The following is a 26,483-nucleotide window of genomic DNA, read 5'->3' as shown; positions in this document are numbered from 1 at the left end:
GTCGGGGGTTTACCCCGGTGTTAGCCACCCAGCATGGCAAAATGGCGGGTCGCGCCGGTATTGCCACTTTGCAGGTAATGGGTTTCGTGTTTCAGCCCTAACAACTGTTCCAGTTCGGCCACCAGTTGCGCTGGTGCGATGCCGGGCTGCAGTAACGGTCGTACGTCATAACCTTGTTCGCCAAACAGGCAGAGATGCAATTTCCCCAGTGACGATATGCGCAGGCGATTACAGCTGGCACAGAAGTCTTTGCTGTAGGGCATGATCAGCCCCAGTTTGCCACGATAAGCGGAGTGGGTGAATTCCAGTGCCGGGCCGTCATGCTGGGCGCGTGTTTTGGCCTGCCAGCCTGAAGCCTGCAGCTGTTGTCGAATGGCTTCGCCGCTGACATGGTGCTCGGCGAAAAATACCGGATTGTTACCGGTTTCCATTAATTCGATAAACCGCAGGGTTACTGGCGTGTCTTTGATCCAGTCGAGGAACTGTTGCAAGCGTTCGGTATTGAATCCACGCAACAGCACGGCATTGATCTTGACGTCCAGCCCCAGGGTCAGAGCGCGCTCAAGACCCGCCAGAATTCGATCGAGATGGTGGTAGCCGGTAATGGCACCAAACTGCTCCGGGTCGAGGCTGTCGATGCTGAGGTTCAGCCGTTGCAGTCCGGCACGGTGCCAGTCATCAATCTGATCTGCCAGCCGGTAGCCATTGGTGGTGAGTGCGACCTGCTCGATGCCAGGAGTGCGGGCAGTGAGGTCAATGATCTCGGTGAGATCCTTGCGCACACTGGGTTCGCCACCGGTAATACGCACTTTGCGTGTTCCCAGTTGGGCAAATGTTTGCAGCAGTGGGGCGATTTCTGCCAGCGTCAGCGGTTCTGGCTGATCAGTTTTCTGATAGCCATCGGGTAAACAGTAGTGACAACGAAAATTGCACACATCGGTAACCGACAGGCGCAGATAGCTGAAACGGCGACCAAAGCGGTCGCTCAATCCGGGTTCATAGTGGGTCATATACACCTTTCCAAATACGGGAGGCCCGGTGGTTTCCCACAGAACCCTGGTGGCAGGGGCGTTATGCCCGCTGATCCTGTGGGATCAGTGCCACGGCTGAAGCGTCATGAGGTGTTATTCACAGCCTGTTAGAGACAGCAGCTCGGCGTTTGTAAGTTGTCAGTGTATGCGCTTTGACCGCAAATATGTAGCGACCAGAAATGGGGAGCTGGGTGTCTTGCAGGAGGGGGAGGTTGCCCGGCTGAGCAGCAAGAGTGCAGCGCCGGGCCAAACAAACGTCAGTCGACGCGGACAATCTTCATGGTATTGGTGCCACCCTGGGCGTTGAGGTAGTCGCCACGGGTGATCACAACGTAGTCGCCGCTGCTGACTTCGCCAGTTTCCTTGAGGATGGCGATGGCGGCCGGGTTAATGGCATCCGGTTCCAGTTGATCGGCATAAAAAGGCACGGTTTGCACGCCGCGATAGAGAGCGACGCGCGATTGGGTGTCTTCCCGACGGCAGAAGGCAAAGATCGGCAAGGCTGAACGCAAACGTGACATCAGCCGTGGTGTTGCACCGGTTTCGGTCAGGGAAATAATCGCCTTGACGCCGACCAGATGATTGGCGGCATACATGGCAGACAGGGCGATGGTTTCATCGATGTCGTGAAAGTCTTCGTAGAGCCGGTGCTTGGAGCGCTTGGCCAGTGGATGACGCTCGGCGCCCATGATGATGCGGGTCATGGCGGCAACCGCTTCAACCGGGTAATCACCAGCGGCGGTTTCGGCTGACAGCATAACGGCATCGGTATAGTCCAATACCGCGTTGGCGACGTCGGAGACTTCGGCACGAGTTGGCATCGGGCTGTCGATCATGGATTCCATCATCTGGGTCGCAGTGATGACCGGCTTGTTCAGCTGGCGCGAACGGGCAATGATTTTTTTCTGTACGCCAACCAGTTCGGCATCGCCGATTTCTACGGCGAGGTCTCCACGAGCGACCATTACGGCATCGGAAGCGCGGATAATGCCATCCAGTACGGCATCGTCGGCAACGCATTCGGCGCGTTCGATTTTGGATACCAGACCCGCATGGCCGCCAGCGGCAGTCAGCAGTTCGCGGGCTTCGATCATGTCATTTTCGTCACGCGGGAAGGAGACGGCGAGGTAATCGACCAGTAGCTCGGACGCCAGCTGGATGTCAATCTTGTCCTTGTCGGTCAGGGCTTTGGCGGACAGGCCACCACCCAGTCGGTTGATGCCCTTGTTGTTCGACAACCAGCCGCCAATACGAACGCGGGTATTCAGTTTGGTTGGAAAGGTTTCAGTCACTTCCAGTTCGACCCGACCGTCATCCAGCAGCAGGATGTCACCGACCTTGGCGTCTTCGATCAGTGCCTTGTAGTCGATACCGACCTGTTCTTTGTTGCCGGCATCGCGGTCGAGGGTCGCATCCAGTACGAATGGCTGGCCGATATCAAGGTGGACTTTTTGTTCAGCAAAGCGGGAAATGCGGATTTTCGGGCCTTGTAAATCCCCCAGAATCGCCACGTGACGATCCAGTTTTTTCGCCGCACGGCGCACCATGGCGGCACGGTCGCGGTGGTCATCGGCATCACCATGAGAAAAGTTGAGACGGAATACATCGGCGCCCGCTGCGATCAGCTGTTCGATTTTTTCATCTGTATTGGTGGCGGGGCCAAGGGTGGCCACAATTTTGGTGCGTCTTAGCATGAAGAATCTCCTGGGCGAACGGTGGGGTGCATGGTGTGATACCAAAGTATTATCTATCAAGAGTGGTGCGGAATCTTTACATGTATGTAACAACTGCAGTGATTTCAGCGTGTTTATACTGATTTTGCCCAGGGTTTGTTCGATTACCTGTGGCCGGTGCATTAAGAATGAATCGTTGCTCTTTTCTGGGGCGAATGTCGGTGTTTTTCGCACCTTTCTAGCGCGCAGCTGTTGTGGTTTGAACGCACGGAGGTTCTTGATACGGGTGTAGAATCGCATTACTAACGACAATGTGGACACTAAACGCAACCTTATACCTCTATCTACCCCTTCTGAAATGGACAAATTTGTCATTTTTCGAATATTGGAACCGGATGCTGGCTTGGCACCGGCCATGCAATATTCCCTCTGAGAATATTTTTGTCTGGTCAGTATTCCCGCACCCGGTGCGACTCTGACCAGTCTGAATTGGTTTGGCTAAAAAACTTACTCAATCAGAGAGGGGGAACTCCCATGACTCCAGAAGAATTGGAAGCCTTTAAAGCGGCTTTCGAAATGCACCAGGCAATGAATGTCGAGGTGTTTTATTGGTGGTGTACCGCCATCATGTTCATGATCCACGCAGGCTTCCTGGCGTATGAAATCGGTGCTTCGCGAGTAAAAAACGCGTTGGCATCCGGCATGAAAAACATTCTGACACTGGCGGTAGTGGTACCGACTTTCTATTTCTTCGGCTGGTGGATCTATAACGCTTTCCCTGGTGGTCTGATTCCTATTGATGCTTCGGGTGCGCTGCCATGGTCAACCAGTATGGGGCCTGATGTCACTGATATGGGCACCGGTATTTTCTGGGCTGCTTTTGCCATGTTTGGCGCAACGACTGGCTCGATTCTGTCGGGTGCAGTGATTGAGCGTATCCGCATGAGTGCTTACCTGATCCTGACCATTGTGGTTGGTTCGGGTGTCTGGATTCTGGCAGGTGCCTGGGGATGGCATCCAGATGGCTGGTTGCTGTTGGATCTCGGTTATCACGATGTCGGTGCTTCCGGTGTGGTTCACGCCGTCGCGGGTTTCTTTGCGCTCGGGGTGCTGATCAATCTGGGGCCGCGTATTGGCAAGTTCGTCAACGGCAAGGCAATGGCTATTGTGCCGCATAATCTGCCGATGGCACTGATTGGCCTGATGATGATTATTGTCGGTTTCTTCGGTTTCCTTGGTGGTTGCATCATCTTTAATGGCGGTGATACCGGTTGGACAACTATTTATGGTAACCCGACCAACTTGTCTGCGTTTGCGTTTAACACCTTGATGGGTTTCTCCGGTGGTGTGATTGGCGCTTATCTGGCTTCTCGTGAGCCATTCATGACCATGTCTGGTGGTCTGGCGGGCATTATTACTGTTGCTGCTGGTCTGGATGTTTATTACCCGGGTCTGACGTTCTTCCTGGCCGTTGTTGGTGGTATCACCATGCCAATGGTTGGCAAGTTTGTTGAAAAATGCGGCATTGATGACGCAGTAGGCGCAGTTGCCGTACACGGCTGGTGCGGTTTCCTGGGTGTGGTTCTGGTCGGCATCTTTGCCGCTGGTTACCCAAGTGTTCCAGAAGGTGCGCCAGATATTACTTTCTTCGGCCAGCTGCTGGGTGCTGTGATCATGTGTGTTACCGGCTTTATACCTGGCTATGCCATCTCACTGTTACTGAAGAAGATGGGCATGCTGCGAGTACCACCGAAAGTGGAAGCTGCAGGTCTGGATCTGGTGGAAATTCCCGCCATTCCTTACCCAGAGCGTGTTCCTTCTCGTGACATTGTTGAAGGCACGATTCCAGCGGATGCCGCCGGTCTGCCTGCCAATGGTGTATTGGGTAGCTGATCGACGTCTTGATTGTTTAACTCGCGGGGCATCTGCCCCGCCTGTCTTAACCCTGTAAATAAAGAGAGGAATGCATATGGATACTTCACCGATTGATAGCTGGGAAGGCGTAGGCGCTTATTTTACCTTTGCTGACCAACCTGGAATGGTGGCGTTTTTTTGTGGTCTGGCGGTCGTGACCTTTCTCGGGTTTATGTACGCACTGATCAAGCATGAGAACGACGCGTTCAACAAGCACGAAGGCTGATCCGGTCAGTCTTGATGGCAGAAGCGTCCGCAGCAGTCTGACCCCGCACGCCCGGCTTGTTCCGGGCGCTTCCTGTTTTATCTGGCAGACATTATGCACATGATCACTGTTATGCGAGTGCGCATGCGTGAGTATGTATGAATATGAAAGCGTAGTGGTTTGAACGAATGACAAGAACGAATGACAAGTAAGTGGCCGCGACCGCTGGTTAAACACACCTTCAGCAAAGACCCGTTGCTATGAGTTATCAGATATCGCTTGGCCAGCAGCACTGGCAATTTAATGACCTGAAAACCTTGTTGGCAAAGGCATCACCGCTGCGCTCGGGGGATTGCCTGGCGGGTGTAGCTGCACTCGACGAGCAGGAACGGGTTGCTGCCCAGATGGCGCTGGCCGATGTGCCGCTAAAAACCTTTCTGAATGAATTGCTGGTGCCTTATGAAGACGATGAGGTTTCCCGGCTGATTATTGACCGCCACGATGCGCTGGCATTTGCGCCGATATCCCATCTGACCGTTGGCGACTTTCGCAACTGGTTGCTGAGTGAGCAGGCGTCTACCGTTACCCTGGCACAAATCGCCCCTGGAGTGACCCCGGAAATGGCAGCCGCAGTCAGCAAGATTATGCGGTTGCAGGATCTGGTGCTGGTCGCCTCCAAATGCAAAGTCACCACACAATTTCGGAATACCATCGGTTTGCCGGGGCGCATGTCGACGCGATTGCAGCCTAATCACCCGACGGATGATCCGGCTGGCGTCGCCGCTTCGGTGCTGGATGGCTTGTTGTACGGCAGCGGCGATGCCGTGATTGGCATTAATCCGGCCAGCGATAATACCGAAGCGGTGATTACCCTAATGAAAATGCTGGACGATGTGATCCAGCATTACGATATACCAACCCAGAGCTGTGTCTTGACCCATGTGACCACGCACATCGAGGCGATGAATCGAGGTGCGCCGGTCGATCTGATTTTCCAGTCGATTGCTGGCACTCAGAAAGCCAACGACAGTTTTGGCATCAATCTGGCTTTGCTTCGGGAAGCCTATGATGCCGGCCAAACGCTGGCACGTGGCAGTGTCGGTCAGAATTGTATGTATTTTGAAACCGGGCAGGGCAGTGCCTTGTCGGCCAATGCGAATTTCGGGATGGATCAGCAAACCTGCGAAACCCGCGCCTATGCCGTTGCACGGGAGTTTAAACCGTTGCTGGTGAACACCGTGGTGGGCTTTATTGGTCCTGAATATTTGTACAACGGCAAGCAAATCATCCGCGCCGGTCTGGAAGACCATTTTTGCGGCAAATTGATGGGTGTGCCTATGGGCTGTGATATTTGTTACACCAATCATGCCGAGGCTGATCAGGATGATATGGATGTACTATTAACTCTGTTCGCGGCGGCGGGGGGGAGTTTTATTATGGGAATTCCAGGCTCTGACGACATCATGCTTAACTATCAGACGACGTCATTCCACGATGCCTTGTACGCACGTGAATTACTGGGTCTCAAACCAGCCCCGGAATTTGAAGCCTGGTTACAGCGCATTGGCATTTTTGATCAACAGAATCATCTGGCTTATGGCAATCAGAGTTTACCCGCTCCCTTTGAGCATGTGATGCGGGGAGGCCGATGATATGACCGACACCCTCCTGGTGGAAAACCCCTGGCAAGTCCTGCGCGAATATACCGATGCCCGTATTGGTCTTGGCCGTGCCGGTGTCAGCCTGCCGACGCGGGCGCATCTGGAATTCCAGCTGGCTCATGCCCGAGCCAGGGATGCCGTGCATTTGCCGCTGGATTTTGTGCAGCTGCAGCAGGATCTCGAACAGACGCTATTACAAGCCGGACTCAAGGGGCCTGTGCTGAAACTGGCCAGTCAGGCCAATGATCGACCTCAGTATTTGCAACGACCGGACTATGGTCGCCAACTGTCTGTTGCTAGTCGGGAGTGGCTGGCGCAATGGCTGACTGACAGCCAACCGGCGGCGTTTGATATTGCGATTGTTGTTGCAGATGGATTGTCTTCGCTGGCGGTACAACGACATGCCGCACCGCTGCTGGGCAGTTTGCTGGCTTCGCTGGCCGATACGCCGCTGCGGGTGGGGCCTGTGGTGATGGTTGAGCAGGGGCGGGTGGCAATTGGCGATCCTATCGGCGAGATCCTCAAGGCTCGTATGCTGGTGATGCTGATTGGTGAGCGCCCTGGATTAAGTTCGCCGGACTCGCTGGGCATCTACTTCACCTGGCAGCCTGCCAGTGGCAAGCACGACGCCAACCGTAATTGCATCTCCAATGTGCGTCACGAAGGTCTGCGTTATGAAGAAGCAACTCATAAACTGATGTACCTGCTGCTGGAAGCCGGTCGCCGTCAGCTGTCCGGGGTGGCATTAAAAGATGAATCCGATAACGGTCAGCAGCAGCTGAAGAACAAGCCCGGAAACTTGCTGCTGAATACACTCTAACTATTAATAATCACTACATTTACTGATACCAGCCGGAGAACCGCCATGAACAAATTGCAACTCGTCCTTAAACGCACGCTTTTTTATCCCAGTTTTCTGATGCTCTCGAGCGGCTTCTTTTTGCTCGAATTCCGCGGTTTGAGCGCTATTGCTACCGCAGCAGGGTTGGCATTGGCGCTGCATCTGGCCGTGAATGGCTACGATGTCTGGAAAGCGCGTCAGGTGGGGGTGTCGTCGGTAGACGGCTGATTTTCCAGCTGAGCCAGTCGGCTTTCCAGCTCGAGCAGCAGTGTGTGGGTTTTTTCCAATACGCGCTGCTGTGACTCGAATTCTTCCCGTGTCACCAGATTGGCACTACTGAACAGCAACTGCAGTCGGGATGCCATATTCTTGTGCATTTCTTCTGACAAGGATGCAAAGGGTGACTGTGCCAGTAACTGCTCGATTTTAAAGCGTATTTCGTTGGCGTTCATTTTTTATCTCCCGCTGTTTTGACGGCTGTTGCACGCTCAGAGAGCTGCTTGGCTAGCATGGCACTGTTGTGGCGCCAATGGTTACGAATATGCGCACCAGTATGGTGCTAAAAGAAATACAGTGCTCGATAAATGAGCAAATGGATTCTCAGAACCCAGAAAATTATATCAGGAAACCCACTAATAACGGGGTTTTCAAAGTTGGCACGGTCACTGCTAACTCTCACTCACAGAATTAAAACGGTGCTCAAGGTCGCAATTCCGGATCCCAAAGCATCGAGTCTGATCAATGACTAGCTTCGCTAACCGATGAAGGAAAAAACGATGAAAAAATTGTCTCAAGCTATCGTTCTTGCTGGTGCCATGACTGCAGGTCTGACCGCTGTTCAAACTGCCCAGGCAGAAATTTCTGCTTCTGTCGACATTGCCAGTATGTACCTGTGGCGTGGTCAGGATCTGGGTCTGGATAAGGGCACGGCAGTTGTATCCGGCGCTTTGGACTACAGCCATGAATCTGGCCTGTACGCTGGCGTATGGACCTCTTCCGGTGATTCCTCTCTGGGTAATGAAACTGACTTCTATGCCGGTTTTGCTGGCGCAGTCGGTGACTTTGGCTATGACCTGGGTTATGTCACATACATTTATTCAGAAACTGCTGCTGACGAATTCGACGACGCTGCAGAATTTTACCTGGGTCTGTCTTACAGCATGGTTGGTATTACTTTCTACGTACCAAGCGATTCTGATGCAGATGGCCTGTACACCGTACTGGGTGTTGATATTCCTGATACCAGCTTCTCTGTTGCTCTGGGTAACTACAGCGATATCGATGATGAGTACACTCACCTTGACGTGTCTTACGCTTACAACGACAGTGTTGGATTCACTGTATCCAAGATTGTTGATGAAGCCAACGAAGACAGCTACGACAAGTCCATGCGTTACGTTGTGTCTTACAGCCTGCCTATCGAGATGTAAAAAGCATACAATGGCCTGTGCCCTCGCACAGGCCATTCCCATCCTTTAGCTTAAAATAGGAGTTTTCTATGAAACTCATTACTGCTGTTGTGAAGCCGTTCAAGCTGGACGACGTGCGTGAAGCACTGTCTGAAATCGGTGTTCAGGGTATCACTGTGACTGAGGTCAAAGGCTTTGGTCGTCAGAAAGGTCATACCGAGTTGTACCGTGGTGCCGAGTACGTGGTCGATTTCTTGCCTAAAGTCAAAATCGAAGTGGCTGTTGCCGAAGATCTGACAGACAAGGTTATTGAAGCTATCACCAAAGCTGCCAATACCGGCAAAATTGGCGACGGCAAGATTTTTGTTACAACTCTGGAGCAGGTTGTACGTATCCGTACCGGTGAAACCGGCGCTGACGCGCTCTGATCCTTTTCAGTTCTAACTAACAGATAAAATCTAGCCTGATGCGGGGGGCTTAGAATGGAAAACAATATTTACGAATTGCAATACGCCATGGACACCTTTTATTTCCTGGTATGTGGCGCGTTGGTTATGTGGATGGCTGCTGGTTTTGCCATGCTGGAAGCGGGCCTGGTTCGCGCCAAAAACACGACCGAAATTCTGACTAAAAACATCGCGCTGTATGCGATCGCTTGCACCATGTACTTGGTGTGTGGCTACGAGTTGATGTACGGCGGTGGTTTCTTTCTGGACGGTATTGCAGATGTGGATCCTGCTGCTGTGTTGGGTGACTTTGCGGCACGTGAAGACGGTTTCCAGGGTGGTTCAATCTACGCCGGTGCGTCTGACTTCTTCTTCCAGGTTGTCTTCGTAGCAACTGCCATGTCTATTGTGTCTGGTGCGGTTGCTGAGCGTATGAAGCTGGGTGCTTTCATGGTCTTTGCCGTTGTTATGACTGGTTTTATCTATCCAATGGAAGGCAGCTGGACTTGGGGTGGCAACTCCGTGTTCGGAATGTTCAGCCTGGGTGATGACTTCGGTTTCTCTGACTTTGCTGGTTCCGGTATTGTTCACATGGCGGGTGCTGCTGCTGCTCTGGCGGGTGTTATTCTGCTGGGTGCACGTAAAGGCAAGTACGGTCCAAATGGTGAAATCCGTGCAATCCCTGGTGCCAACCTGCCGCTGGCAACGCTGGGCTGTTTCATCCTGTGGATGGGCTGGTTCGGTTTCAACGGTGGTTCTGTACTGAAACTGGGCGATATTGCCAATGCCAACGCAGTTGCAGTTGTGTTCACTAACACTAACGCAGCGGCTGCTGGTGGTTTGATCGGTGCTCTGTTGCTGGCCTTCGTACTGTTCCGCAAGGCGGATCTGACCATGTGTCTGAATGGTGCACTGGCTGGTCTGGTGGCGATTACTGCTGAGCCTTCAACGCCGACTCCTTTTGTCGCGACCTTGATTGGCTTTGTGGGTGGCTTGATTGTTGTTGTCGCTATCCTGACTCTGGACAAAATGAAGATTGATGATCCCGTTGGTGCGATCTCTGTTCATGGTGTTGTGGGTCTGTTTGGTCTGATGGTTGTACCGGTTACTAATGACGGTGCTTCTTTTGGTGGCCAGCTGATGGGTGCAATCACTATCTTTGTATGGGTCTTTGTTGCTTCTTTCATCACTTGGATGATCATCAAGGCGGTGATGGGTCTGCGTGTGAGCGAAGAGGCCGAGTACGAAGGTGTTGATATTTCAGAATGTGGTATGGAAGCTTACCCAGAATTTACTGGCAAGTAAGTTCGTCTGATGCGGTAACGGACTCCCGCAAAAAACCCGGCCATTGTTGGTCGGGTTTTTTTATGTCTACTGTTTAGGGGACAATCTATTTAATCCTGCACGGCGGCAACCCGGGGGCTGCCGGATGATCTCGACTCTGTGTCGCCGACGTTTGACAGGACCCGTCAGGCCTGCAAGTCGGCTTCGTGATTCGACACCATCCGCTAGCCCAGAGTGAGCACCGGATTAAATAGATGTCGCCTTTAGTGCGGTACAAATACTTAAAGCGGCGCGGTGGGGTCAATATCAATAGCGACTTTGTCTGTGAGTGTCTGTGAGCGAAGCGCTCGGGCCAGTGCTGCGAGGCTCTTGGATATTATTGCTAGTGGGGAGCGGCAGTCCGGCTGCAGGGCAGCCGGACAAAAAAATCAGAGGTCGATAAAATCGTAATAGCGATCAAGGTCTTGCTCCAGATGCTTGCGTTCGCGATGCGCTTCAATCGCTCGGCGCGCAACTACTTTGGCGGGCATCTTGCTGGCTTTGTTGACCACTACATTACCTTGGGGGTCAAACGTCACAACCTGTTCATGAGTTTCAAACTTGATTGCAGCTTCCATTGTCACGCTCCTTGGGTTGGTTTGGCAGGGCTATGACGATTTTTGATTTTCCAAGTTGCATTCGAATGACAGTAATGACCTGGATTGATGTATCTGCCAACCGGTTAGCTATTTAACCGATAATATTTTTCGGATTGAAGGGTTCGTTACCCTGCTCCAGCCGCAATGATTTGATGCTGCGTTTGATATTGATGAGATGGCGAGCAAACTCGGGACCTCGACGCTGTGTGACGGCGACTGCCAGCATGTCGATCACCATCAGATGGGCAATACGGGAGGTCATCGGGGTAAATTGTTCGGTGTCTTCTTCAATATTGATATGAATCGGGTAGTCGGCTTGCAAGCTGACCGCAGTATTGGCGGGCGCCAGGCTAACGACTTTGGCACCATGATGCTGGGCCAGGGCAATGGAATTGAGCAGATCCTTGGTGCGGCCACTTTGAGAGATGGCGACAGCGACGTCTTCAGGCCCCAGAGTCACTGCGGACATGGCTTGCATATGAGGGTCACTGTAAGCCGCTGTCGCAACTTGCAGCCGAAAAAACTTGTGTTGTGCATCAATAGCGACGGCCCCAGAGGCACCATAGCCATAAAATTCGACACGGGTGGCCATGCTGATGGCATTGGCAGCGACCCCTACCTGTTCTGATTTCAGCTGCGATTTGACTTGATGCAGTCGCTGGATGGTGGTGTCGGCAATCTTGCTGCAAATATTACTGATGCTGTCGTCTGTGGCGATGGCAAATTGACCAATGTTGTTGGTAATGGCCATTTCCTGGGCGACGCGAACCTTGAATTCCTGAAAACTGTTGCAGCCGATGCCACGGCAAAACCGGACGATGGTTGGTTCACTTACCTGGGCTTCCTGGGCGAGGTCGACGATGCGCATGTGCATCACTTGCTGTGGCGACCGCAACACGTATTCCGCCACTTTGATCTCGGATTTGCGCAAGTTGGGTATGGCAGCAGATATTTCGGCCAGAATCGGGCTGTTTCTCACAATAATGAGTCCGAATAATTGAAATTTGGTCACAGATTATAGAGTGCCTCTCTCTCATCGTCCTGTTAAATATCCTGCTGTACGGATAAACAGGGGATTTGTTGATCAGCATCTTCCGCAACGGGTGCAATCTGATAGACTCGCGGCATGGATACTTCACTGATAATAGATCAATTAAACGATGGCCAGCGTAATGCGGTGGCTGCGCAATCCCCCCATCAGCTGGTACTGGCAGGCGCAGGCTCGGGCAAAACCCGCGTGCTGGTGCATCGCATTGCCTGGTTGCTCAAGGTTGAAAATGTATCGCCTTTTGCCTTGATGGCGGTGACCTTCACCAATAAAGCGGCAAAAGAAATGAAAGGCCGTCTGGAGCAGTTGCTGGATGTGCCGGTCAGCGGCATGTGGGTGGGTACGTTTCATGGCCTGGCTCATCGCTTGCTGAAGCAGCATTGGCGTGAAGCCCGTTTGCCCCAATACTTCCAGATCCTGGACAGCGATGACCAGCTGCGGCTGATCAAGCGGTTGATGAAAGCGAACAATATCGATGATAGCCGCTATCCACCGCGACAGATGCAGTGGTTTATTAACGAACAAAAGGATGAAGGGCGGCGTGCCGCCCACGTCATTCCCTCCGCCGACCCTTTTACCCGTACCTTGCAGCAGTTTTACCAGGTCTATGAAGAAAACTGCCAGCAAAACGGTATGGTCGATTTTGGTGAAATCCTGCTGCGAGCTCATGAGCTCTGGTTACATAACCCGGAGCTGCTGCAGCATTATCAGCAACGTTTCAGCCATATTCTGGTTGATGAGTTTCAGGATACCAACAACATTCAGTACGCCTGGATTCGTTTGCTGGCAGGCAATGCGGTGTCTGTGATGGCGGTAGGGGATGATGATCAGTCCATTTATGGCTGGCGAGGCGCTAACATCGGTAATATTCGCAATTTCCAGCAGGATTTTGCTGGAGCGGAAATGATCAAGCTGGAACAAAATTACCGCTCAACGGCGACGATTCTGGATGCCGCCAACGCCGTCATCAGTAACAACAGCGGACGGCTGGGGAAACAACTGCATACAACGGGTGAAAAGGGTGACCCTATCCGTTTGTACCGCGCCTTTAATGAGCAGGATGAAGCCCGTTACATCGCCGACCTGGTAGACAGCTGGGCCAAAAAAGGCCATGCCAGGGCCGACATGGCGATTCTCTATCGCTCCAATGCCCAGTCGCGCACCTTGGAAGAGGCCATGCTGCGGGCGGGTATTCCCTACCGCATCTATGGTGGCCAGCGTTTTTATGACCGACTGGAAATCAAGAATGCCATGGCGTATCTGCGACTGTTGTTAAATCGGCAGGACGATGCTGCGATGGAGCGGGTGATTAACGTACCGACCCGTGCGATTGGTGAAAAAACTCTGGATACCTTGCGTTCAATCGCCCGAGATCAGGGCTGCTCGTTATGGGATGCTTGTACCGAGGTGACTGCAACGGGGGGCTTGCCGAAACGGGCTGGTGCTGCCGTCACGGGTTTTATGACGCTGATTGACGAGATGTGTGTCGGGATTGATGACATAGAATTGCACGAGCTGGTGGATCAAGTGATTGCCCAGACGGGGCTGATAGAACATCACCGCAAGGAAAAGGGCGAAAAGGGCCAGGCTCGAGTGGAAAACCTGGAGGAGCTGGTGAATGCTGCCCGAGTTTTTGAAGGCAGTGGTGATGACGAAGAAGCCAGCCTGCTGGTGCAATTTCTCGATAGCGCTGCCCTGGATGCGGGTGAAGGTCAGGCCGATGAGCATGAAGATGCGGTGCAAATGATGACGCTGCATTCTGCCAAGGGGCTGGAGTTCCCCCAAGTGGTGCTTACCGGGCTGGAAGATGGCTTATTCCCGCACAAAATGTCGATGGATGATGCTGATGGCCTGGAAGAAGAGCGGCGTTTGGCCTATGTCGGTATAACGCGTGCCATGGATCATCTGGTGATCACTTATGCTGAAAGCCGCCGCTTGCATGGTCAGGAGAATCTCAGCACACCGTCGCGTTTTATTCGTGAAATCCCCGCCGAGCTGGTGGATGAAGTTCGCCTGAAAAATACCGTATCCCGTCCGTTGAGTTCGCGTCGGCCTCGCTCTGGCAACCATAAACTGGTGGCGGCGATATCGGCCGATTGGCCGTTTGGGTTGGGCAGCCGGGTATTCCATGAAATGTTTGGTGAGGGGACGGTATTGCAGTTCGAAGGCCAGGGGCCGGGTTTGCGAGTGCAAGTGAATTTTGATGAAGCAGGTAGCAAGTGGCTGGTACTCAGCTTCGCCAAACTGAAACCGGTGTAAGTATATAGGGGTGACGGTCGGGCTACTGTTTGGGTGGCTTCACCTGCTTATCCGTTCTTGCCTGTGCCTGTCGCGGAACACTTCCTGCGCCCGTGGTGCCGCGTATGAATCAGCGCGGCACTCGGCGAATTCGTCCGGTGTCATCAATCGCAACGTAGACGAAAACGGCATCCACCACTTTGCGGCGTTCGCTTTCGTTCGGGTTCTGGGTCCAGACTTCAATAGCGATACGAATTGACGATGAACCTATCTCCAGCATACGGGTATAAAAACACACCGCTGCACCTATGCGTATTGGCGACATAAAGACGACGGACTCCAGCGCCACATTGGCGATGCGTCCGTGTGCCAGCCGACTTGCCACGGTTTCGGCAGCATGATCCATTTGTGCCACCACCCAGCCACCGCTGATGTCGCCGTGGGTGTTGGTATCTCCTCGGGATGGAATCAGGCGGAGTGTCAACTCGCCATCGGGTTTGGGTTCGCAATCGTCCTTCGATCTGGCTTTCATAGGGATTCCTGATTCAAATTATTTTTCGGAAGTTTACTTCTTTTTGATCGTTGACAATACAGACTGGTCGGAGATTGGTACGAACAAAAAACGGTCATGCAACACGACAAAGGTGACATCGTGCCTAGCTGTGTGCTGTCATGCCCGAAAATAAGTACCTGTAACCAAAATGAAACATTTTTGTAATAAACAGGTGCGCGTCATGTAGGTGTAATACAGTTACTGGACAATACCTCTCTTTTGAAAACGATCTGCCTGCTGGGTATCATCAGGTCACATTGAAGGAAATAGCATGAAACATTCTCTCGTTGCCGGTGTGGTTTTGCTGGCTTCAGTGTTTAGTCAAAGCGCTTTTGCTGAGCGTAACTACATCAGCATTGTTGGCTCCTCAACGGTCTATCCGTTTTCTACGGTCGTTGCTGAACGTTTTGGCAAATCGACCAAGTTCCGTACTCCTAAAGTCGAGTCTACGGGTTCCGGTGGTGGCCTGAAGTTGTTCTGTACTGGTGTTGGTGATACCACACCTGACATTACTAATGCGTCTCGTCGTATCAAGGCGTCTGAAATTGCCTTGTGTACCAAAAATGGCGTCAAGGATATTGTCGAAGTCATGATTGGCTTTGATGGCATCGTGTTCGCAAACGCAGCATCCAATCCTCGTACCTCTTTGTCGCGCAAAGATATCTTTCTGGCGTTGGCGAAAATGGTGCCAGCGGCGGACGGTTCAGACAAGCTGATCGCCAACCCTTATAAAACCTGGAAACAAGTAAACCCTGCCTTGGCTAATACACCGATCAAGGTCTTGGGGCCTCCGCCAACCTCCGGAACCCGTGATGCGTTTGTGGAATTGGCGATGGAAGGGGGCTGTACCCAGTTTCCGTTTATCAAGGCGCTGAAAAAATCCGATCCAGACAAATACAAGGCGATTTGCCATGGTTTGCGTGAAGACGGTGGCTATGTCGAAGCCGGTGAAAACGACAACCTGATTGTACAGAAACTGGCTGCCAGCCCGGATTCCTACGGCATTTTTGGCTACAGCTTTCTGGAACAGAATGAAGACAAGGTGCAAGGCTCTCTGGTTGATGGTGTTGAGCCTACGTTCGACAACATTGCTGCCGATAAATACCCAATCAGTCGTTCACTTTATTTCTACGTCAAAAAGGCCCACGTCGGGGTGATTCCGGGTATTGCAGAATACCTCGCCGAATTTACTTCAGCACGGGCTATCGGTGAAGATGGTTATCTTGCTGACAAGGGGATGATTCCGATGGAAGAATCCCGTCGTCGGGGAGTCGCGGCCAGCGTCAAGTCACTGACCCCGATCGGCCAGTAACCGTCAGGGTGCGGAGCCATACCATCGGCTCCGTTTCTGTCATACGGATGTGTTATTCAGGCCGGTAAGATCGACGGCTGTTCCTTGTTCTGTTCAGGCTAGTCATTATGACCTTCAGCATTTTGCTACTTGTCATCGCGATTCTGTTTGTAATCGCATACATTGGCGGCGCTCGCCGAGCTCGTTCTCTGGTCAGCCCCGGCGTCACTTTGAATTCATTGCCGGGCCACTATGGCTCACTGGTCGCCCTTTGGACCTGTTTGCCACCCTTATTGTTAATGTTGTGTTGGGGCATGCTCGAAAGCCCTGTTATCGACCGTTTGCTGGAAGCGCAGTTGCCAGCCGGGATCCAAGCCGAAGGAGGCAACCGCGTGAGCCTGGCGCTGAGCAAGGTTCATAATCTGGCGGGTGGTGCGAATGTGGAGGCCGATCCGGAATTGGCCCCTGTGGTCTTGCACCTGGTTGATCTGCAGTCGCGCAACCGCATGTTGAGTACCGCGTTGGTGCTGGCATTGGCGTTGGCCGGATTTGGCTTCAGCCTGCGTCGCCTGGCACCCGCGCTACGAGCCAGAAACGAAGTGGAAGGTATTGTCCGGTCACTGCTGTTCTGCAGCTCCGGTGTGGCAGTGCTGACGACCGTCGGGATTCTTAGCAGTGTGCTGTTTGAAGCCTGGATGTTTTTTGGCAAAGTGAATGTCTTTGATTTCCTGTTTGGCACGACCTGGTCACCCCAGGTGGCATTGCGGGCAGATCAGTCCGGTTCTTCCGGCAGTTTTGGTGCCATTCCGCTGTTTACCGGTACCTTGCTGATTTCCATGATTGCCATGCTGATTGCTGTCCCGATTGGGCTGATGTCTGCCATTTATCTGTCTGAGTATGCCACTCCCCGTATTCGTAACTACGCCAAGCCGGCACTGGAAGTGCTGGCCGGTATTCCGACCGTTGTTTATGGCTTTTTTGCTGCTCTGACGGTGGCGCCTATCCTGAAAAGTCTGGGGGCGGATGTGGGCCTGGAAGTTTCGTCCGAGAGTGCATTGGCGGCTGGACTGGTGATGGGAGTGATGATTATCCCATTTGTATCGTCCTTGTCTGATGACGTTATTAATGCCGTGCCACAGTCTCTGCGTGACGGCAGTTACGGCTTGGGGGCGACCCAGAGCGAGACGATACGTCATGTTGTTATTCCGGCGGCATTGCCCGGTATCGTCGGTGCCGTCATGCTGGCAGTTTCCAGAGCCATTGGTGAAACCATGATTGTTGCCATGGCGGCGGGTCTGGCAGCGAATCTGACGGCAAATCCGCTGGAAAGTGTGACGACAGTGACGGTGCAGATTGTGACCTTGCTGGTCGGTGATCAGGAGTTTGATTCTTCCAAGACTTTGGCGGCATTTGCGCTGGGGCTGGTGTTGTTCCTGGTGACTCTGATTCTCAATTTTGTGGCGCTGAAAGTGGTACAGAAGTACCGGGAGCAATATGACTGATCAAGTGACTACCCGTGCCAGGGTAGAGCAAAGCATGACGCGTCGCCGTCGTGCAGAAGTGCGTTTTCGTCTGTATGGCATGTTGTCGATAGGGTTTGGCTTGCTGTGCCTGGTTGTGCTGTTTGGGAATATTATCCTCAAGGGCGGTTCTGCGTTTGAGCAAACGGTGTTGCAATCGGAAGTGTACCTCGACGGAGACTATCTGGGGCTGACTCCGCAATCGTCGGTAGAGGCGCGTCGCAACGCGGACTATGAAGGGCTGATCAAACAGTACCTGAAAGAGTCGATACCGGTTTCTGGTCGCAATGAGCGCCGTGCGCTGTATAGCCTGGTCAGTGTGGGTGCACATTGGCAGTTACAAAAAGCAGTACTGGACAACCCGGATCTGATTGATACCACCCTGAATATCGAACTGATCATGGATGATGATGTAGACCAGTGGTTCAAGCATGATCGTGATGAGGGCCGTGCCGGACGGCTGAGCGAGTTACAGCTGGGCTGGCTCGAACAGTGGGCGTCTGAGGGGCGATTGAAAAGCCGCTTCAGTACAACCTTCTTTACCAATGGTGATTCGCGGGAACCAGAGTTGGCCGGTGTTCATGGTGCCATGATGGGAACCTTCCTGACGCTGATGGTAACCTTCCTGTTATCGTTCCCTATCGGGGTGGCGGCAGCGATTTATCTGGAAGAGTTTGCTCCTAAAAACCGTGTCACCGAAATTGTTGAAATCAACATCAATAACCTGGCGGCGGTGCCCAGCATTACGTTTGGCTTACTGGGGCTGGCGATTTTTATCAACATCTTTGGTGTCGCCCGTTCAACGCCATTGATTGGTGGTCTGGTGCTGACATTGATGACATTGCCGACCATTATTATTTCCGGTCGAGCGGCGATCAAATCCGTACCGCCCTCCATTCGTGAGGCCGCCTTCGGGTTGGGTGCCTCAAAGATGCAGGTGGTCTTTCATCATGTATTGCCACTGGCGCTGCCGGGTATGCTGACGGGAACCATTATCGGTATGGCTCAGGCGCTGGGTGAAACGGCACCATTATTAATGATCGGCATGATTGCTTTTGTGGTCGATGTGCCAGGGTTTATTACGGATCCGTCGACGGTGTTGCCTGTGCAGATCTTTCTTTGGTCCGACAGCCCCGAACAAGCATTCACTGAACGGACTTCGGGAGCCATCATCGTATTGCTGGCCTTCCTGATCATGATGAACACTGCTGCAGTCTGGCTGCGTCGTCGTCTTGAACGACGCTGGTAAACGCTAACTATCCGGATTTTTTGTTATGAGTATTATCGAAAACCACAAAACCGACGGCGAACCGTTCTGCGACTCTCCCAAGCTGAAAGCCCGCAGTGTTGGCGTCTTCTATGCCGACAAACAGGCCATCTTTGACGTAAGTCTGGACATTGGTGCCAACGAAGTGATTGCATTGATCGGGCCATCGGGTTGTGGCAAGTCAACTTTCTTGCGTTGTCTTAACCGGATGAACGATACCATTGATATCTGCCGGGTTACGGGGGATATTCTGCTTGATGACGAGGATATTTACGGCCCAAAAGTCGACGTGGTACCTCTGCGGGCGCGGGTCGGAATGGTTTTTCAGAAACCGAACCCGTTTCCAAAATCCATCTTCGACAATGTTTCCTATGGCCCGCGTATTCACGGGCTGGTGAATCATCGTGATGAACTGGATGAAGTGGTCGAGCGCAGCTTGCAGCGGGCAGGTTTGTGGTCGGAAGTGAAAGACCGGTTACATTCACCGGGTACTGGTCTATCGGGTGGTCAGCAGCAGCGTTTGTGTATTGCGCGAACAATTGCGGTTGACCCTGAAGTGATTCTTATGGATGAGCCATGTTCTGCGCTGGATCCGATTGCAACTGCTAAAATTGAAGAATTGATTGACGAATTGCGAGAGAACTACACTATCGCGATTGTTACTCACTCAATGCAGCAAGCGGCTCGGGTATCCCAACGCACCGCGTATTTTCACCTGGGTCAGTTGATTGAGGTAAACCCGACTGATCTCGTGTTTACCACGCCGCAACATGCACTGACTGAGGCGTATATTACTGGCCGTTTCGGCTAAAAGGAGAGCACAATTGCCAAACAAGGGCGCACCGGTTGAAATGAATTTCAGCCAGCATATATCCGGTCAATTCAATTCGGATCTCGAAGCCATTCGTAGTCAGATGATGGAAATGGGCGGACTGGTCGAGCGCCAGGTCGCCAACGCCATTGAAGCGATTACCACCGGTGACACGACCCCCGCAGATGACATCATTCGCCGGGAAGATGACGTGGATCGTATGGAAGTCGCTATCGACCGGGAATGCACCCAGATTCTTGTGCGTCGACAACCGGCGGCTTCCGACCTGCGTATGGTTCTGGCCGTCTCTCGCGTGGTTCGCGATCTTGAACGTATCGGCGATGAAGCAACCAAAATTGCCGTTCATGCACTGGAAATCAGTGGCTCGACCAATAGTGGCTATTGCCAGCAGTCGATTCGTTATATGGGCGCAGAAATTGGTAAAATGATTTCAGGAGCGCTGAATGCCTTTGCCCGTAATGACGTCGATGGCGCACTCGATGTGGTTCGTAACGACAAGCTCGTGGATCAGCAATATTCTGCCGCGTTGCGAGAGCTGATTACCTATATGATGGAAGATCCTCGCTCCATCGGTCAGGCGATTAACATACTCTGGATTTTGCGCGCGATCGAACGTATTGGCGACCATGCCCGGAACATATCTGAGCAAGTGATCTACGTTGTCAGTGGTGCCGATGTGCGTCATAGCTCCATTACGGAAATGGAAGAGCGCGCTCACAAGGATGATTTGCCTCATACCGGAGAGTAAACGGCGTTCGTGCAGGAATTTTCCAGAAAGCGTGGGTTTTTCAGTATGTTAGGTGAAAAAAACATTGACGGGTATCGAAAGCATCTATAGTATTCCCGCCCACTTAGCCGGTATAGCTCAGTTGGTAGAGCAACTGACTTGTAATCAGTAGGTCCCGAGTTCGACTCTTGGTGCCGGCACCAGTACTTTAAACCCGCGTATATCGCGGGTTTTTTTATGTCTGCTATTCTGACTGTTCACGGTAAACCCGCAGTATATTTGACCAAACTATTGGCGCTGGATAGAAGGAGCCGTCGTAAATGGCATTGTTGATTTCTTTGTCCGGGTGGTTACGCCCCTACAATGATGAAATAGCGTTGGCGATTATTGCGACTCTGCTGGTGGTCTTTGGAGACAGTATTAATCGAACGGTACGGAAGCTGGTGAGGCAGTACTGGGTAGGCTTTCGGGTCTTGATCTTTGTCGCGCTCTGTACCTTTGGCTACGGCACGTTAACGGTCTGGTTGGTACCTTTGCTGGCCCGAGTATTAATCGGTCTGTCAGCGCCTGTCTATGTGGCCTCTGTTGTTGGGAGTTTTTTGGTGCTGGGGATTCTGGCGGAGAGATACCACAAGGGGTAACGGTGATTGGTTGGTACACCGGGTGGGTAATCGAATAGCGCGGTGAGAATCTGGCAAGATGCAGATAGTGCGGAGTACAGCTGAAGAAGCAATAGGGGCTAAAAAATTGGGCGACTAGTACATCCTGTACAGGCCGCCACAGCACCCTGGAACAGTCCTGGTTCCTCTGGCATCGTCCTTGTCACAGTCCATCGTGTTGGTCATCCCTGAGCAAATCCATTGCTCTCATTGTCCTTTTACCTTCCTGGTAGGCCTCCTGGCCGGTCTTCCGTGGGCAATCCAATCCATTTGCCTTGCCTTCCTGGCTGATCATCCAATGACGAATATCCCTGAACCTCTTCCAGAGGTGTGTCCTGACATTCCCTTGTGTTGCTCAACCGAGCCGTCCTGATCCCTTATCGCCAATCCCTGGTTTGTCCGGCACATCATGTGCTATGTCCATTTCCTTTGCCGTCCTGGCTGCACTTGCCTGTGCGATATCCTGCTCCGCTTCTTCCTGAAGCGGGTGCCATCCTGGCAATCTTCCGTTGATTTCCTGTCCCTGTGATTGTCACTTTACCAAAGTTGGCCGTGAGCAGAAGTTCCACAAAGCTGCCAATTGCTTGCCATAAAATTGAAATGAAAAATAAATTCCATGAAAAACAAAGGGTTATATTTTTTGGTTGGGACGAATGAGGGGAGTATTGCAGGCCAGATTACGGATTTCCCACACGTTTGTGCGATATCTCGCACAGGTATGTGGGTGTATCTCTCTTTTTCTGTCGTGGGAAGGAAAATAACGCTGGCTGATTACCGGGAGGTGTGTGCGCTCTGTGCGTTCACTTGTTGTGAAAAAGCTTGCGGATCAGCAATTTCACCGTCTTCCCGTAGTGCCGGATAGGGAAGGTTGTGCTTTTGGCAGAGTCTGGCTGCCGATGGTTGGCACCATTCAAATAACAGGGTACTGAATCGTATATCGTTCAGGTGGCGTTGTTCAAACATGCCGGCCAGTTGGCGCTGGCGGGCGGCTTCACAAAGAATGATGGCGGCTGCAACGGAGACATTAAAAGAATGTACCATACCCAGCATGGGAATGATCAGGTGTTCGTCAGCCAGTTCGGAGGCCGCATCACTGACCCCTTCTTTCTCCGTGCCCATCAGTATCGCGGTTGGTTGGGTAAAGTCATAGGCACGGAAGTCGATAGCCCGGTCTGTCAGATGGGCTGCACAGACTTTGATGCCGCGCTGCTGGTGGCTACGGATGGCGGCTTCGATATCCGGATGCGTATTGACCGTGACCCAGCTCTCTGAGCCTGCAGCGGCTGCACTGGTGACGCTGTTGAGCCGGTAAGTGGTGGTCGGCCATACGCAGTGCACATCCTGAACGCCAAAGGCATCACAGGAGCGGGCAATCGCAGCGAGGTTGTGCGATTTGTAGACTTCATCGGTAATCACCGACAGGTCTGGCTGGCGTCGGTTGAGGGTGTTGATGACACAACTCAGGCGTTCTGGCGTCATGGTCGGCAATGTCTCTCTGGCTCAAAACGGGGCGGCATTGTATAAAACCTTCCAGTTTTATGCACGGAACAGGTATGAAAGACAATTTATTGATAGGAGCCGGCTATTTGTGGCGCGGCTTTGCACTGTTGAATGAACCGGGAATACGCCGTTACGTCTGGCTGCCCATTCTGATTAATCTGGTGTTGCTGGCGCTGGGTATTTATTGGCTGGTTGAGTCTGTTACCAGCTGGGAGTGGCTGGACTCCGGTTGGTTCGGATGGCTTGCCTGGCTGGTTGTGCCCTTGATGTTATTACTCTCGACACTGATTTCAGGTTATCTGTTCAGTGCAGTGCTGTTGCTGTTGGCAAGCCCGTTTTATGGCTTGCTGGCAGGCAAGATCGAACGGCGCCAGGGCCATGTGGTCGAGGATGAATCCATTGCTGCACTGATTCCCCGTACGCTGATGCGTGAACTGGTCAAAATGGGTTATTACCTGCCGCGTTATTTGCTGCTGTTGTTGCTGTCGTTTGTGCCTGGCCTCAATTTGTTGATGCCGCTGGCCTGGTTCTGGTTTGGTAGCTGGGTGATGGCGTTGCAGTACAGCGACTATACCCTGGACAACCAGCAGCAGGATTTTCGTGCCAGTCGCGAACAAGTGGCGACGCAACGCTGGACGGCCTGGGGCTTTGGTGCCTCGGTGTCGGTATTGATGACGATTCCGCTGCTGAACTGCCTGGTGCCACCGGCAGCGGTGATCGGTGCAACCTTGTGGCAGCTGCAACGGCAATCTGATCAGTCTCGGCTAAGCTGAAGATTCGGGGCGCCGTCAGGGTGCCAGGATATAAGTTGCTGACCGAGGTGCAGCAGATGGCTGAGCTGACAATTCTGCTAGTCGACGACGCGGCGTTTATTCGTGATCTGGTGAAAAAAGCCGTGCGTCAAACCTATCCCGGTTGTGAGCTGATTGAGGCGACCAATGGCCGCAAGGCGGTGGCGCTATTGGATAGCCATCGTTTTGATCTGGTTCTGTGTGATTGGGAAATGCCTGAGATGTCGGGTATCGAGGTATTGAAATGGATGCGCGAGCAACCGAATTACAAAGCCACGCCTTTTATGATGATCACCAGTCGTGGTGATCGTGATCACGTACTCAAGGCTGTTGAAGCCGGTGTTTCCAGCTATATTGGCAAACCGTTTACGCGGGATGCCTTTGTCGACAAGCTGAGCCGTATGGTGTTTCGGCATTTGAAAGTAAGACCAGCTACCGTATCGGAACAAGCAGTACCTTCAGCAGACCGTAGTGGCGCTTCGGTGTTGATGGGGAATGTGGGCAATCAGGCGCTGGTAGGCAAGACTGCACCAGGGGCGGCCAGAGCCGCCGTTGTTTCTCCCTTGCTGGCCAGATCCCCGCATCCTGAACCGGTGTCAAAAACCGGCGCAAAAGGCCAGGCCAATGTCCGTTTTGCCTCTGGCGTTGAAGCCCGGCTGGTTATCCGGGACATCAGCTTGCAGGAAATGATTGGTGTTTTTCGGCGTCAGGATGCACTGCCGGTGTTACTGGAGCAGGCCGTTGTTGATGTGATTCATCCTGACAATGGTGATATTGCCCGGATTAATGCGTTTGTTCGCATGTTGCAGGCGCAAGAGCCGCATCCGGACGCCGAGACTGTCCAGATTCGACTGCGCATTGTCGATGACGATCCGGACAAGCTGGATGCCTTGTCGCGGTTTATTGGCCAGGCGCGCTAGTGTCAGAAAGACGACTGCCGGGGAAAACGCAGGTAAACGTGCTGCCCTTGCCTTCTTCGCTGCTGATTTGCAGTTCACCATCATGATGCAGCAATACGTGTTTGACGATGGCCAGTCCTAGACCGGTGCCGCCGGTGGCGATGCTGCGGCTCGGGTCGGCGCGATAGAAACGCTCGGTCAGGCGAGGAATATGATGATGAGCAATACCGATGCCGTTGTCAGTAACACTGAAATAACCTTTGCCGCCCTCTGAGTACCAGTGCAGCTTCACATGGCCGCCTTCGGGGGTGTATTTCACCGCATTAAATACCAGGTTGGAAAAGGCACTGCGGAGTTCGTTATAAAACCCCATCAGCTTTTGGTCGTGGTCAATACTCAGCGAGAGAGTGTGTTTGTTGCTGCTGAGAGAGGCTGCGTCACGGCGAATCGCTTCCAGCAGCGGTTGCAACGCCACTGGCTGAGCCTGCTCATTCTCACCTGTTTCCAGCCGCGACAGCATCAGCAGATCCTTGAGCAGATTTTCCATGCGATGACTCTGCTCGCTCATCTGTTGCAGCATGCGTCCCCAGCGGGGTGGCAACATTTCAGAAGCAGCTTGCATGGTTTCGACGTAGCCGGAAATCACCGTGAGGGGGGTGCGTAACTCGTGGCTGACGTTGGCGACGAAGTCTTTGCGCATTTCTTCCAGTTGCTTCAGGCGGGTGACGTCATGCACCAGGATCAAGCGGTCTTTACGGCCAAACAAGGTGATATTGAATTGCAGGTAAATACGCGGGTTGATTGGAGAGCGAATGGTCAGCGGTTCGTGGTAGTCCGCCTTGTCGAAGTAGGCCTTGAACTCCGGCGTTCGAATCAGGTTGGTAATGGGCTGGCCAATATCAACCGGGCTGCGTAAGCCAAGGTAGTTTTGAGCGGCCTGATTCCAGAACTCCAGTGCCCCGGTGGCGTCGACCATCAATACCGAATCCTGCAGCGCGGCGGTTGAATCCTGTATGCGGTTGATAATGGCCTGCAAGCGCTGTTGATGTTTGATGCTGCTTTGTTGCAAGCGCTGGTTTTCCGTAAAAATGGAACCCCAGATACCGAGTGTGCGTGGCAAGACGGTGGTTTGTCCCTGATCCAGCCAGCGATGCAGGCGATAGAGCTGCAGCCACTGCCAGGAGATATAGATGCCCATCATCAGGCACAGGGCTTCCAGTGGCTTGCCAAAATAATAGTAGCCACAGCCAACGGCAAGTATCAGCAGATAAAGGATTCGGCGCAGCTCTCTGCGCCAGACAGGGGTCATCAAAATCAGGAGGCTTTGATCGAAAAGCGATAGCCCGTGCCACGAACGGTCTGAATCAGCTGTTCGTGGGATTCGCCAAGCGCCTTGCGCAGACGGCGAATATGGACATCGACGGTACGTTCTTCAACGTAGACATTACCACCCCATACCTGATCCAGTAGCTGGGCGCGGGAGTAGGCGCGCTCCTGATGGGTCATGAAAAATTGCAACAGGCGGTACTCGGTAGGGCCAATATCAATCGGGTTACCATGGGCGGTCACCCGGTGACAGACCGGGTCGAGCATCAGGCCACTGACCTCGATTGGTTCTTCAATGCCTTGCGGCGTTGAGCGCCGTAAAACGGCCTTCAGGCGCGCCACCAGCTCACGCGGTGAAAACGGTTTGGTGATGTAATCGTCCGCCCCCGCTTCCAGTCCTTGAACCTTGTTATCTTCTTCGCCCTTGGCAGTCAGCATGATGATCGGCAGCTCGGCAGTTCGATCTTCGCGCTTGAGGCGGCGAGCAAACTCGACACCGCTGGTGCCTGGCAGCATCCAGTCAAGCAAAATCATATCTGGCTTTCTGTCGATAATCTGCGCATGTGCTTCCTGTACATTCGCTGCTTCAAGGCATTCATACCCGGCCATTTCCAGGGCCACGGCTATCATTTCCCGGATCGGGGCTTCATCGTCCACAATAAGAACGGTCTTGCCTGCTTTGGTCATAACGGCTCGTCACGCAAATGTCACAATAGGAATAATGCGGGGG

At 52.8% G+C, this 26,483-nt stretch carries 26 protein-coding genes, 1 tRNA gene and 1 riboswitch; of the genes, 18 read left to right on the top strand and 9 right to left on the bottom strand.

Going from position 1 to position 26,483, the window contains the following annotated elements; all coding sequences use genetic code 11:
- Window positions 1-20: 20 nt before the first annotated feature.
- Window positions 21-1,010: a GTP 3',8-cyclase MoaA gene (gene moaA, locus SOJ49_RS18560; protein ID WP_369855972.1), complete on the bottom strand. Its 990-nt coding sequence runs from the start codon at window positions 1,008-1,010 to the stop codon at window positions 21-23.
- Window positions 998-1,170: riboswitch (molybdenum cofactor riboswitch) on the bottom strand. Its footprint overlaps the gene before it by 13 nt.
- 118 nt (window positions 1,171-1,288) lie before the next feature.
- The gene (gene pyk, locus SOJ49_RS18555; protein WP_369855971.1) at window positions 1,289-2,725 is read right to left on the bottom strand and encodes a pyruvate kinase; all 1,437 of its coding nucleotides are present in this window, start codon (window positions 2,723-2,725) and stop codon (window positions 1,289-1,291) included.
- 513 nt (window positions 2,726-3,238) lie between these two features.
- On the opposite strand from pyk, the gene SOJ49_RS18550 reads away from it, so the two are divergent.
- From SOJ49_RS18550 to SOJ49_RS18530, 5 genes are all read left to right on the top strand, one after another.
- Complete coding sequence (locus SOJ49_RS18550) at window positions 3,239-4,597, top strand: ammonium transporter (RefSeq protein ID WP_369855970.1); 1,359 nt, start codon at window positions 3,239-3,241, stop codon at window positions 4,595-4,597.
- Window positions 4,598-4,673: 76 nt separating this feature from the next.
- Complete coding sequence (locus SOJ49_RS18545; RefSeq protein ID WP_369855969.1) at window positions 4,674-4,844, top strand: hypothetical protein; 171 nt, start codon at window positions 4,674-4,676, stop codon at window positions 4,842-4,844.
- A gap of 239 nt (window positions 4,845-5,083) precedes the next feature.
- Window positions 5,084-6,475: an ethanolamine ammonia-lyase subunit EutB gene (locus tag SOJ49_RS18540; protein WP_369855968.1), complete on the top strand. Its 1,392-nt coding sequence runs from the start codon at window positions 5,084-5,086 to the stop codon at window positions 6,473-6,475.
- Between the two features lies 1 nt (window position 6,476).
- Entirely contained in the window at window positions 6,477-7,304 is an 828-nt protein-coding gene (gene eutC, locus SOJ49_RS18535; protein WP_369855967.1) for an ethanolamine ammonia-lyase subunit EutC, read from the top strand.
- Window positions 7,305-7,349: 45 nt separating this feature from the next.
- Window positions 7,350-7,553, top strand: coding sequence for a hypothetical protein (locus SOJ49_RS18530; RefSeq protein WP_369855966.1), 204 nt, complete (start codon window positions 7,350-7,352; stop codon window positions 7,551-7,553).
- Here SOJ49_RS18530 and SOJ49_RS18525 read toward each other — a convergent pair.
- Entirely contained in the window at window positions 7,523-7,777 is a 255-nt protein-coding gene (locus SOJ49_RS18525) for an accessory factor UbiK family protein (RefSeq protein ID WP_369855965.1), read from the bottom strand. The two genes, SOJ49_RS18530 and SOJ49_RS18525, sit on opposite strands and share 31 nt — an antisense overlap.
- 324 nt (window positions 7,778-8,101) lie before the next feature.
- On the opposite strand from SOJ49_RS18525, the gene SOJ49_RS18520 reads away from it, so the two are divergent.
- From SOJ49_RS18520 to SOJ49_RS18510, 3 genes are all read left to right on the top strand, one after another.
- Window positions 8,102-8,755, top strand: a complete 654-nt coding sequence (locus tag SOJ49_RS18520) for a TorF family putative porin (protein ID WP_369855964.1) — start codon at window positions 8,102-8,104, stop codon at window positions 8,753-8,755.
- A 68-nt stretch (window positions 8,756-8,823) separates the two neighbouring features.
- Window positions 8,824-9,162 carry a P-II family nitrogen regulator gene (gene glnK / locus SOJ49_RS18515; protein WP_369855963.1) on the top strand — a complete coding sequence of 113 codons (339 nt, stop codon included), beginning with the start codon at window positions 8,824-8,826 and terminating at the stop codon, window positions 9,160-9,162.
- A gap of 54 nt (window positions 9,163-9,216) precedes the next feature.
- Window positions 9,217-10,485, top strand: a complete 1,269-nt coding sequence (locus tag SOJ49_RS18510; protein WP_369855962.1) for an ammonium transporter — start codon at window positions 9,217-9,219, stop codon at window positions 10,483-10,485.
- Window positions 10,486-10,892: 407 nt separating this feature from the next.
- Here the strand turns inward: SOJ49_RS18510 and SOJ49_RS18505 are convergent, their stop codons facing one another.
- Together SOJ49_RS18505 and SOJ49_RS18500 are read right to left on the bottom strand one after the other, a co-directional pair.
- The gene (locus SOJ49_RS18505; RefSeq protein ID WP_369855961.1) at window positions 10,893-11,081 is read right to left on the bottom strand and encodes a PA3496 family putative envelope integrity protein; all 189 of its coding nucleotides are present in this window, start codon (window positions 11,079-11,081) and stop codon (window positions 10,893-10,895) included.
- A gap of 112 nt (window positions 11,082-11,193) precedes the next feature.
- The gene (locus SOJ49_RS18500; RefSeq protein WP_369855960.1) at window positions 11,194-12,081 is read right to left on the bottom strand and encodes a MurR/RpiR family transcriptional regulator; all 888 of its coding nucleotides are present in this window, start codon (window positions 12,079-12,081) and stop codon (window positions 11,194-11,196) included.
- Window positions 12,082-12,228: 147 nt separating this feature from the next.
- Between SOJ49_RS18500 and uvrD the strand changes: the two genes are divergently transcribed.
- The gene (gene uvrD / locus SOJ49_RS18495) at window positions 12,229-14,409 is read left to right on the top strand and encodes a DNA helicase II (RefSeq protein WP_369855959.1); all 2,181 of its coding nucleotides are present in this window, start codon (window positions 12,229-12,231) and stop codon (window positions 14,407-14,409) included.
- A 109-nt stretch (window positions 14,410-14,518) separates the two neighbouring features.
- Here uvrD and SOJ49_RS18490 read toward each other — a convergent pair whose 3' ends face one another.
- Complete coding sequence (locus SOJ49_RS18490) at window positions 14,519-14,920, bottom strand: acyl-CoA thioesterase (RefSeq protein WP_369855958.1); 402 nt, start codon at window positions 14,918-14,920, stop codon at window positions 14,519-14,521.
- A 292-nt stretch (window positions 14,921-15,212) separates the two neighbouring features.
- Here SOJ49_RS18490 and SOJ49_RS18485 point away from each other — a divergent pair, with 292 nt between their 5' ends.
- From SOJ49_RS18485 to SOJ49_RS18455, 7 genes are all read left to right on the top strand, one after another.
- Window positions 15,213-16,253, top strand: a complete 1,041-nt coding sequence (locus SOJ49_RS18485) for a substrate-binding domain-containing protein (protein ID WP_369855957.1) — start codon at window positions 15,213-15,215, stop codon at window positions 16,251-16,253.
- Window positions 16,254-16,360: 107 nt separating this feature from the next.
- Complete coding sequence (gene pstC / locus SOJ49_RS18480; RefSeq protein ID WP_369855956.1) at window positions 16,361-17,734, top strand: phosphate ABC transporter permease subunit PstC; 1,374 nt, start codon at window positions 16,361-16,363, stop codon at window positions 17,732-17,734.
- Window positions 17,727-19,001: a phosphate ABC transporter permease PstA gene (pstA, locus tag SOJ49_RS18475; RefSeq protein ID WP_369855955.1), complete on the top strand. Its 1,275-nt coding sequence runs from the start codon at window positions 17,727-17,729 to the stop codon at window positions 18,999-19,001. Before pstC ends, pstA begins: the two co-directional genes overlap by 8 nt.
- A gap of 25 nt (window positions 19,002-19,026) precedes the next feature.
- Complete coding sequence (gene pstB, locus SOJ49_RS18470; protein WP_369855954.1) at window positions 19,027-19,830, top strand: phosphate ABC transporter ATP-binding protein PstB; 804 nt, start codon at window positions 19,027-19,029, stop codon at window positions 19,828-19,830.
- Between the two features lie 13 nt (window positions 19,831-19,843).
- Window positions 19,844-20,599, top strand: coding sequence for a phosphate signaling complex protein PhoU (phoU, locus tag SOJ49_RS18465; protein WP_369855953.1), 756 nt, complete (start codon window positions 19,844-19,846; stop codon window positions 20,597-20,599).
- Between the two features lie 106 nt (window positions 20,600-20,705).
- A tRNA-Thr gene (locus SOJ49_RS18460) sits at window positions 20,706-20,781 on the top strand.
- A 117-nt stretch (window positions 20,782-20,898) separates the two neighbouring features.
- The gene (locus SOJ49_RS18455; protein ID WP_369855952.1) at window positions 20,899-21,219 is read left to right on the top strand and encodes a DUF3392 family protein; all 321 of its coding nucleotides are present in this window, start codon (window positions 20,899-20,901) and stop codon (window positions 21,217-21,219) included.
- A 789-nt stretch (window positions 21,220-22,008) separates the two neighbouring features.
- Here the strand turns inward: SOJ49_RS18455 and trmH are convergent.
- Entirely contained in the window at window positions 22,009-22,716 is a 708-nt protein-coding gene (gene trmH / locus SOJ49_RS18450; RefSeq protein WP_369855951.1) for a tRNA (guanosine(18)-2'-O)-methyltransferase TrmH, read from the bottom strand.
- A gap of 74 nt (window positions 22,717-22,790) precedes the next feature.
- Between trmH and cysZ the strand changes: the two genes are divergently transcribed.
- Window positions 22,791-23,510: a sulfate transporter CysZ gene (cysZ, locus tag SOJ49_RS18445; RefSeq protein WP_369855950.1), complete on the top strand. Its 720-nt coding sequence runs from the start codon at window positions 22,791-22,793 to the stop codon at window positions 23,508-23,510.
- A 56-nt stretch (window positions 23,511-23,566) separates the two neighbouring features.
- Window positions 23,567-24,448 (top strand): response regulator, encoded by an 882-nt coding sequence (locus SOJ49_RS18440; protein WP_369855949.1) that lies wholly within the window; start codon window positions 23,567-23,569, stop codon window positions 24,446-24,448.
- Here the strand turns inward: SOJ49_RS18440 and phoR are convergent.
- Window positions 24,429-25,736, bottom strand: coding sequence for a phosphate regulon sensor histidine kinase PhoR (phoR, locus tag SOJ49_RS18435; protein WP_369855948.1), 1,308 nt, complete (start codon window positions 25,734-25,736; stop codon window positions 24,429-24,431). The two genes, SOJ49_RS18440 and phoR, sit on opposite strands and share 20 nt — an antisense overlap.
- Before the next feature lie 5 nt (window positions 25,737-25,741).
- The gene (phoB, locus tag SOJ49_RS18430) at window positions 25,742-26,440 is read right to left on the bottom strand and encodes a phosphate regulon transcriptional regulator PhoB (RefSeq protein ID WP_369855947.1); all 699 of its coding nucleotides are present in this window, start codon (window positions 26,438-26,440) and stop codon (window positions 25,742-25,744) included.
- Window positions 26,441-26,483 lie beyond the last annotated feature (43 nt).

This window comes from Candidatus Thalassolituus haligoni (assembly GCF_041222825.1).
In the GTDB taxonomy this organism is placed as follows: Bacteria; Pseudomonadota; Gammaproteobacteria; order Pseudomonadales; family Oceanobacteraceae; genus Oceanobacter; species Oceanobacter antarcticus.
The sequence above is the reverse complement of the archived record's forward strand: the minus strand, read 5'-3'. Positions and strand labels throughout refer to the sequence as shown.

Coding starts and splice junctions, on each gene's coding strand:
- pyk (WP_369855971.1), bottom strand. CDS start 2,725: ATGCTAAGACGCACCAAAATTGTGGCCACCCTTGGCCCCGCCACCAAT.
- SOJ49_RS18540 (WP_369855968.1), top strand. CDS start 5,084: ATGAGTTATCAGATATCGCTTGGCCAGCAGCACTGGCAATTTAATGAC.
- SOJ49_RS18525 (WP_369855965.1), bottom strand. CDS start 7,777: ATGAACGCCAACGAAATACGCTTTAAAATCGAGCAGTTACTGGCACAG.
- glnK (WP_369855963.1), top strand. CDS start 8,824: ATGAAACTCATTACTGCTGTTGTGAAGCCGTTCAAGCTGGACGACGTG.
- SOJ49_RS18455 (WP_369855952.1), top strand. CDS start 20,899: ATGGCATTGTTGATTTCTTTGTCCGGGTGGTTACGCCCCTACAATGAT.
- trmH (WP_369855951.1), bottom strand. CDS start 22,716: ATGACGCCAGAACGCCTGAGTTGTGTCATCAACACCCTCAACCGACGC.
- phoB (WP_369855947.1), bottom strand. CDS start 26,440: ATGACCAAAGCAGGCAAGACCGTTCTTATTGTGGACGATGAAGCCCCG.
- eutC (WP_369855967.1), top strand. CDS start 6,477: ATGACCGACACCCTCCTGGTGGAAAACCCCTGGCAAGTCCTGCGCGAA.
- moaA (WP_369855972.1), bottom strand. CDS start 1,010: ATGACCCACTATGAACCCGGATTGAGCGACCGCTTTGGTCGCCGTTTC.
- uvrD (WP_369855959.1), top strand. CDS start 12,229: ATGGATACTTCACTGATAATAGATCAATTAAACGATGGCCAGCGTAAT.
- SOJ49_RS18510 (WP_369855962.1), top strand. CDS start 9,217: ATGGAAAACAATATTTACGAATTGCAATACGCCATGGACACCTTTTAT.
- SOJ49_RS18530 (WP_369855966.1), top strand. CDS start 7,350: ATGAACAAATTGCAACTCGTCCTTAAACGCACGCTTTTTTATCCCAGT.
- SOJ49_RS18520 (WP_369855964.1), top strand. CDS start 8,102: ATGAAAAAATTGTCTCAAGCTATCGTTCTTGCTGGTGCCATGACTGCA.
- SOJ49_RS18545 (WP_369855969.1), top strand. CDS start 4,674: ATGGATACTTCACCGATTGATAGCTGGGAAGGCGTAGGCGCTTATTTT.
- pstB (WP_369855954.1), top strand. CDS start 19,027: ATGAGTATTATCGAAAACCACAAAACCGACGGCGAACCGTTCTGCGAC.
- SOJ49_RS18490 (WP_369855958.1), bottom strand. CDS start 14,920: ATGAAAGCCAGATCGAAGGACGATTGCGAACCCAAACCCGATGGCGAG.
- SOJ49_RS18485 (WP_369855957.1), top strand. CDS start 15,213: ATGAAACATTCTCTCGTTGCCGGTGTGGTTTTGCTGGCTTCAGTGTTT.
- pstC (WP_369855956.1), top strand. CDS start 16,361: ATGACCTTCAGCATTTTGCTACTTGTCATCGCGATTCTGTTTGTAATC.
- SOJ49_RS18505 (WP_369855961.1), bottom strand. CDS start 11,081: ATGGAAGCTGCAATCAAGTTTGAAACTCATGAACAGGTTGTGACGTTT.
- phoR (WP_369855948.1), bottom strand. CDS start 25,736: ATGACCCCTGTCTGGCGCAGAGAGCTGCGCCGAATCCTTTATCTGCTG.
- cysZ (WP_369855950.1), top strand. CDS start 22,791: ATGAAAGACAATTTATTGATAGGAGCCGGCTATTTGTGGCGCGGCTTT.
- pstA (WP_369855955.1), top strand. CDS start 17,727: ATGACTGATCAAGTGACTACCCGTGCCAGGGTAGAGCAAAGCATGACG.
- SOJ49_RS18550 (WP_369855970.1), top strand. CDS start 3,239: ATGACTCCAGAAGAATTGGAAGCCTTTAAAGCGGCTTTCGAAATGCAC.
- SOJ49_RS18440 (WP_369855949.1), top strand. CDS start 23,567: ATGGCTGAGCTGACAATTCTGCTAGTCGACGACGCGGCGTTTATTCGT.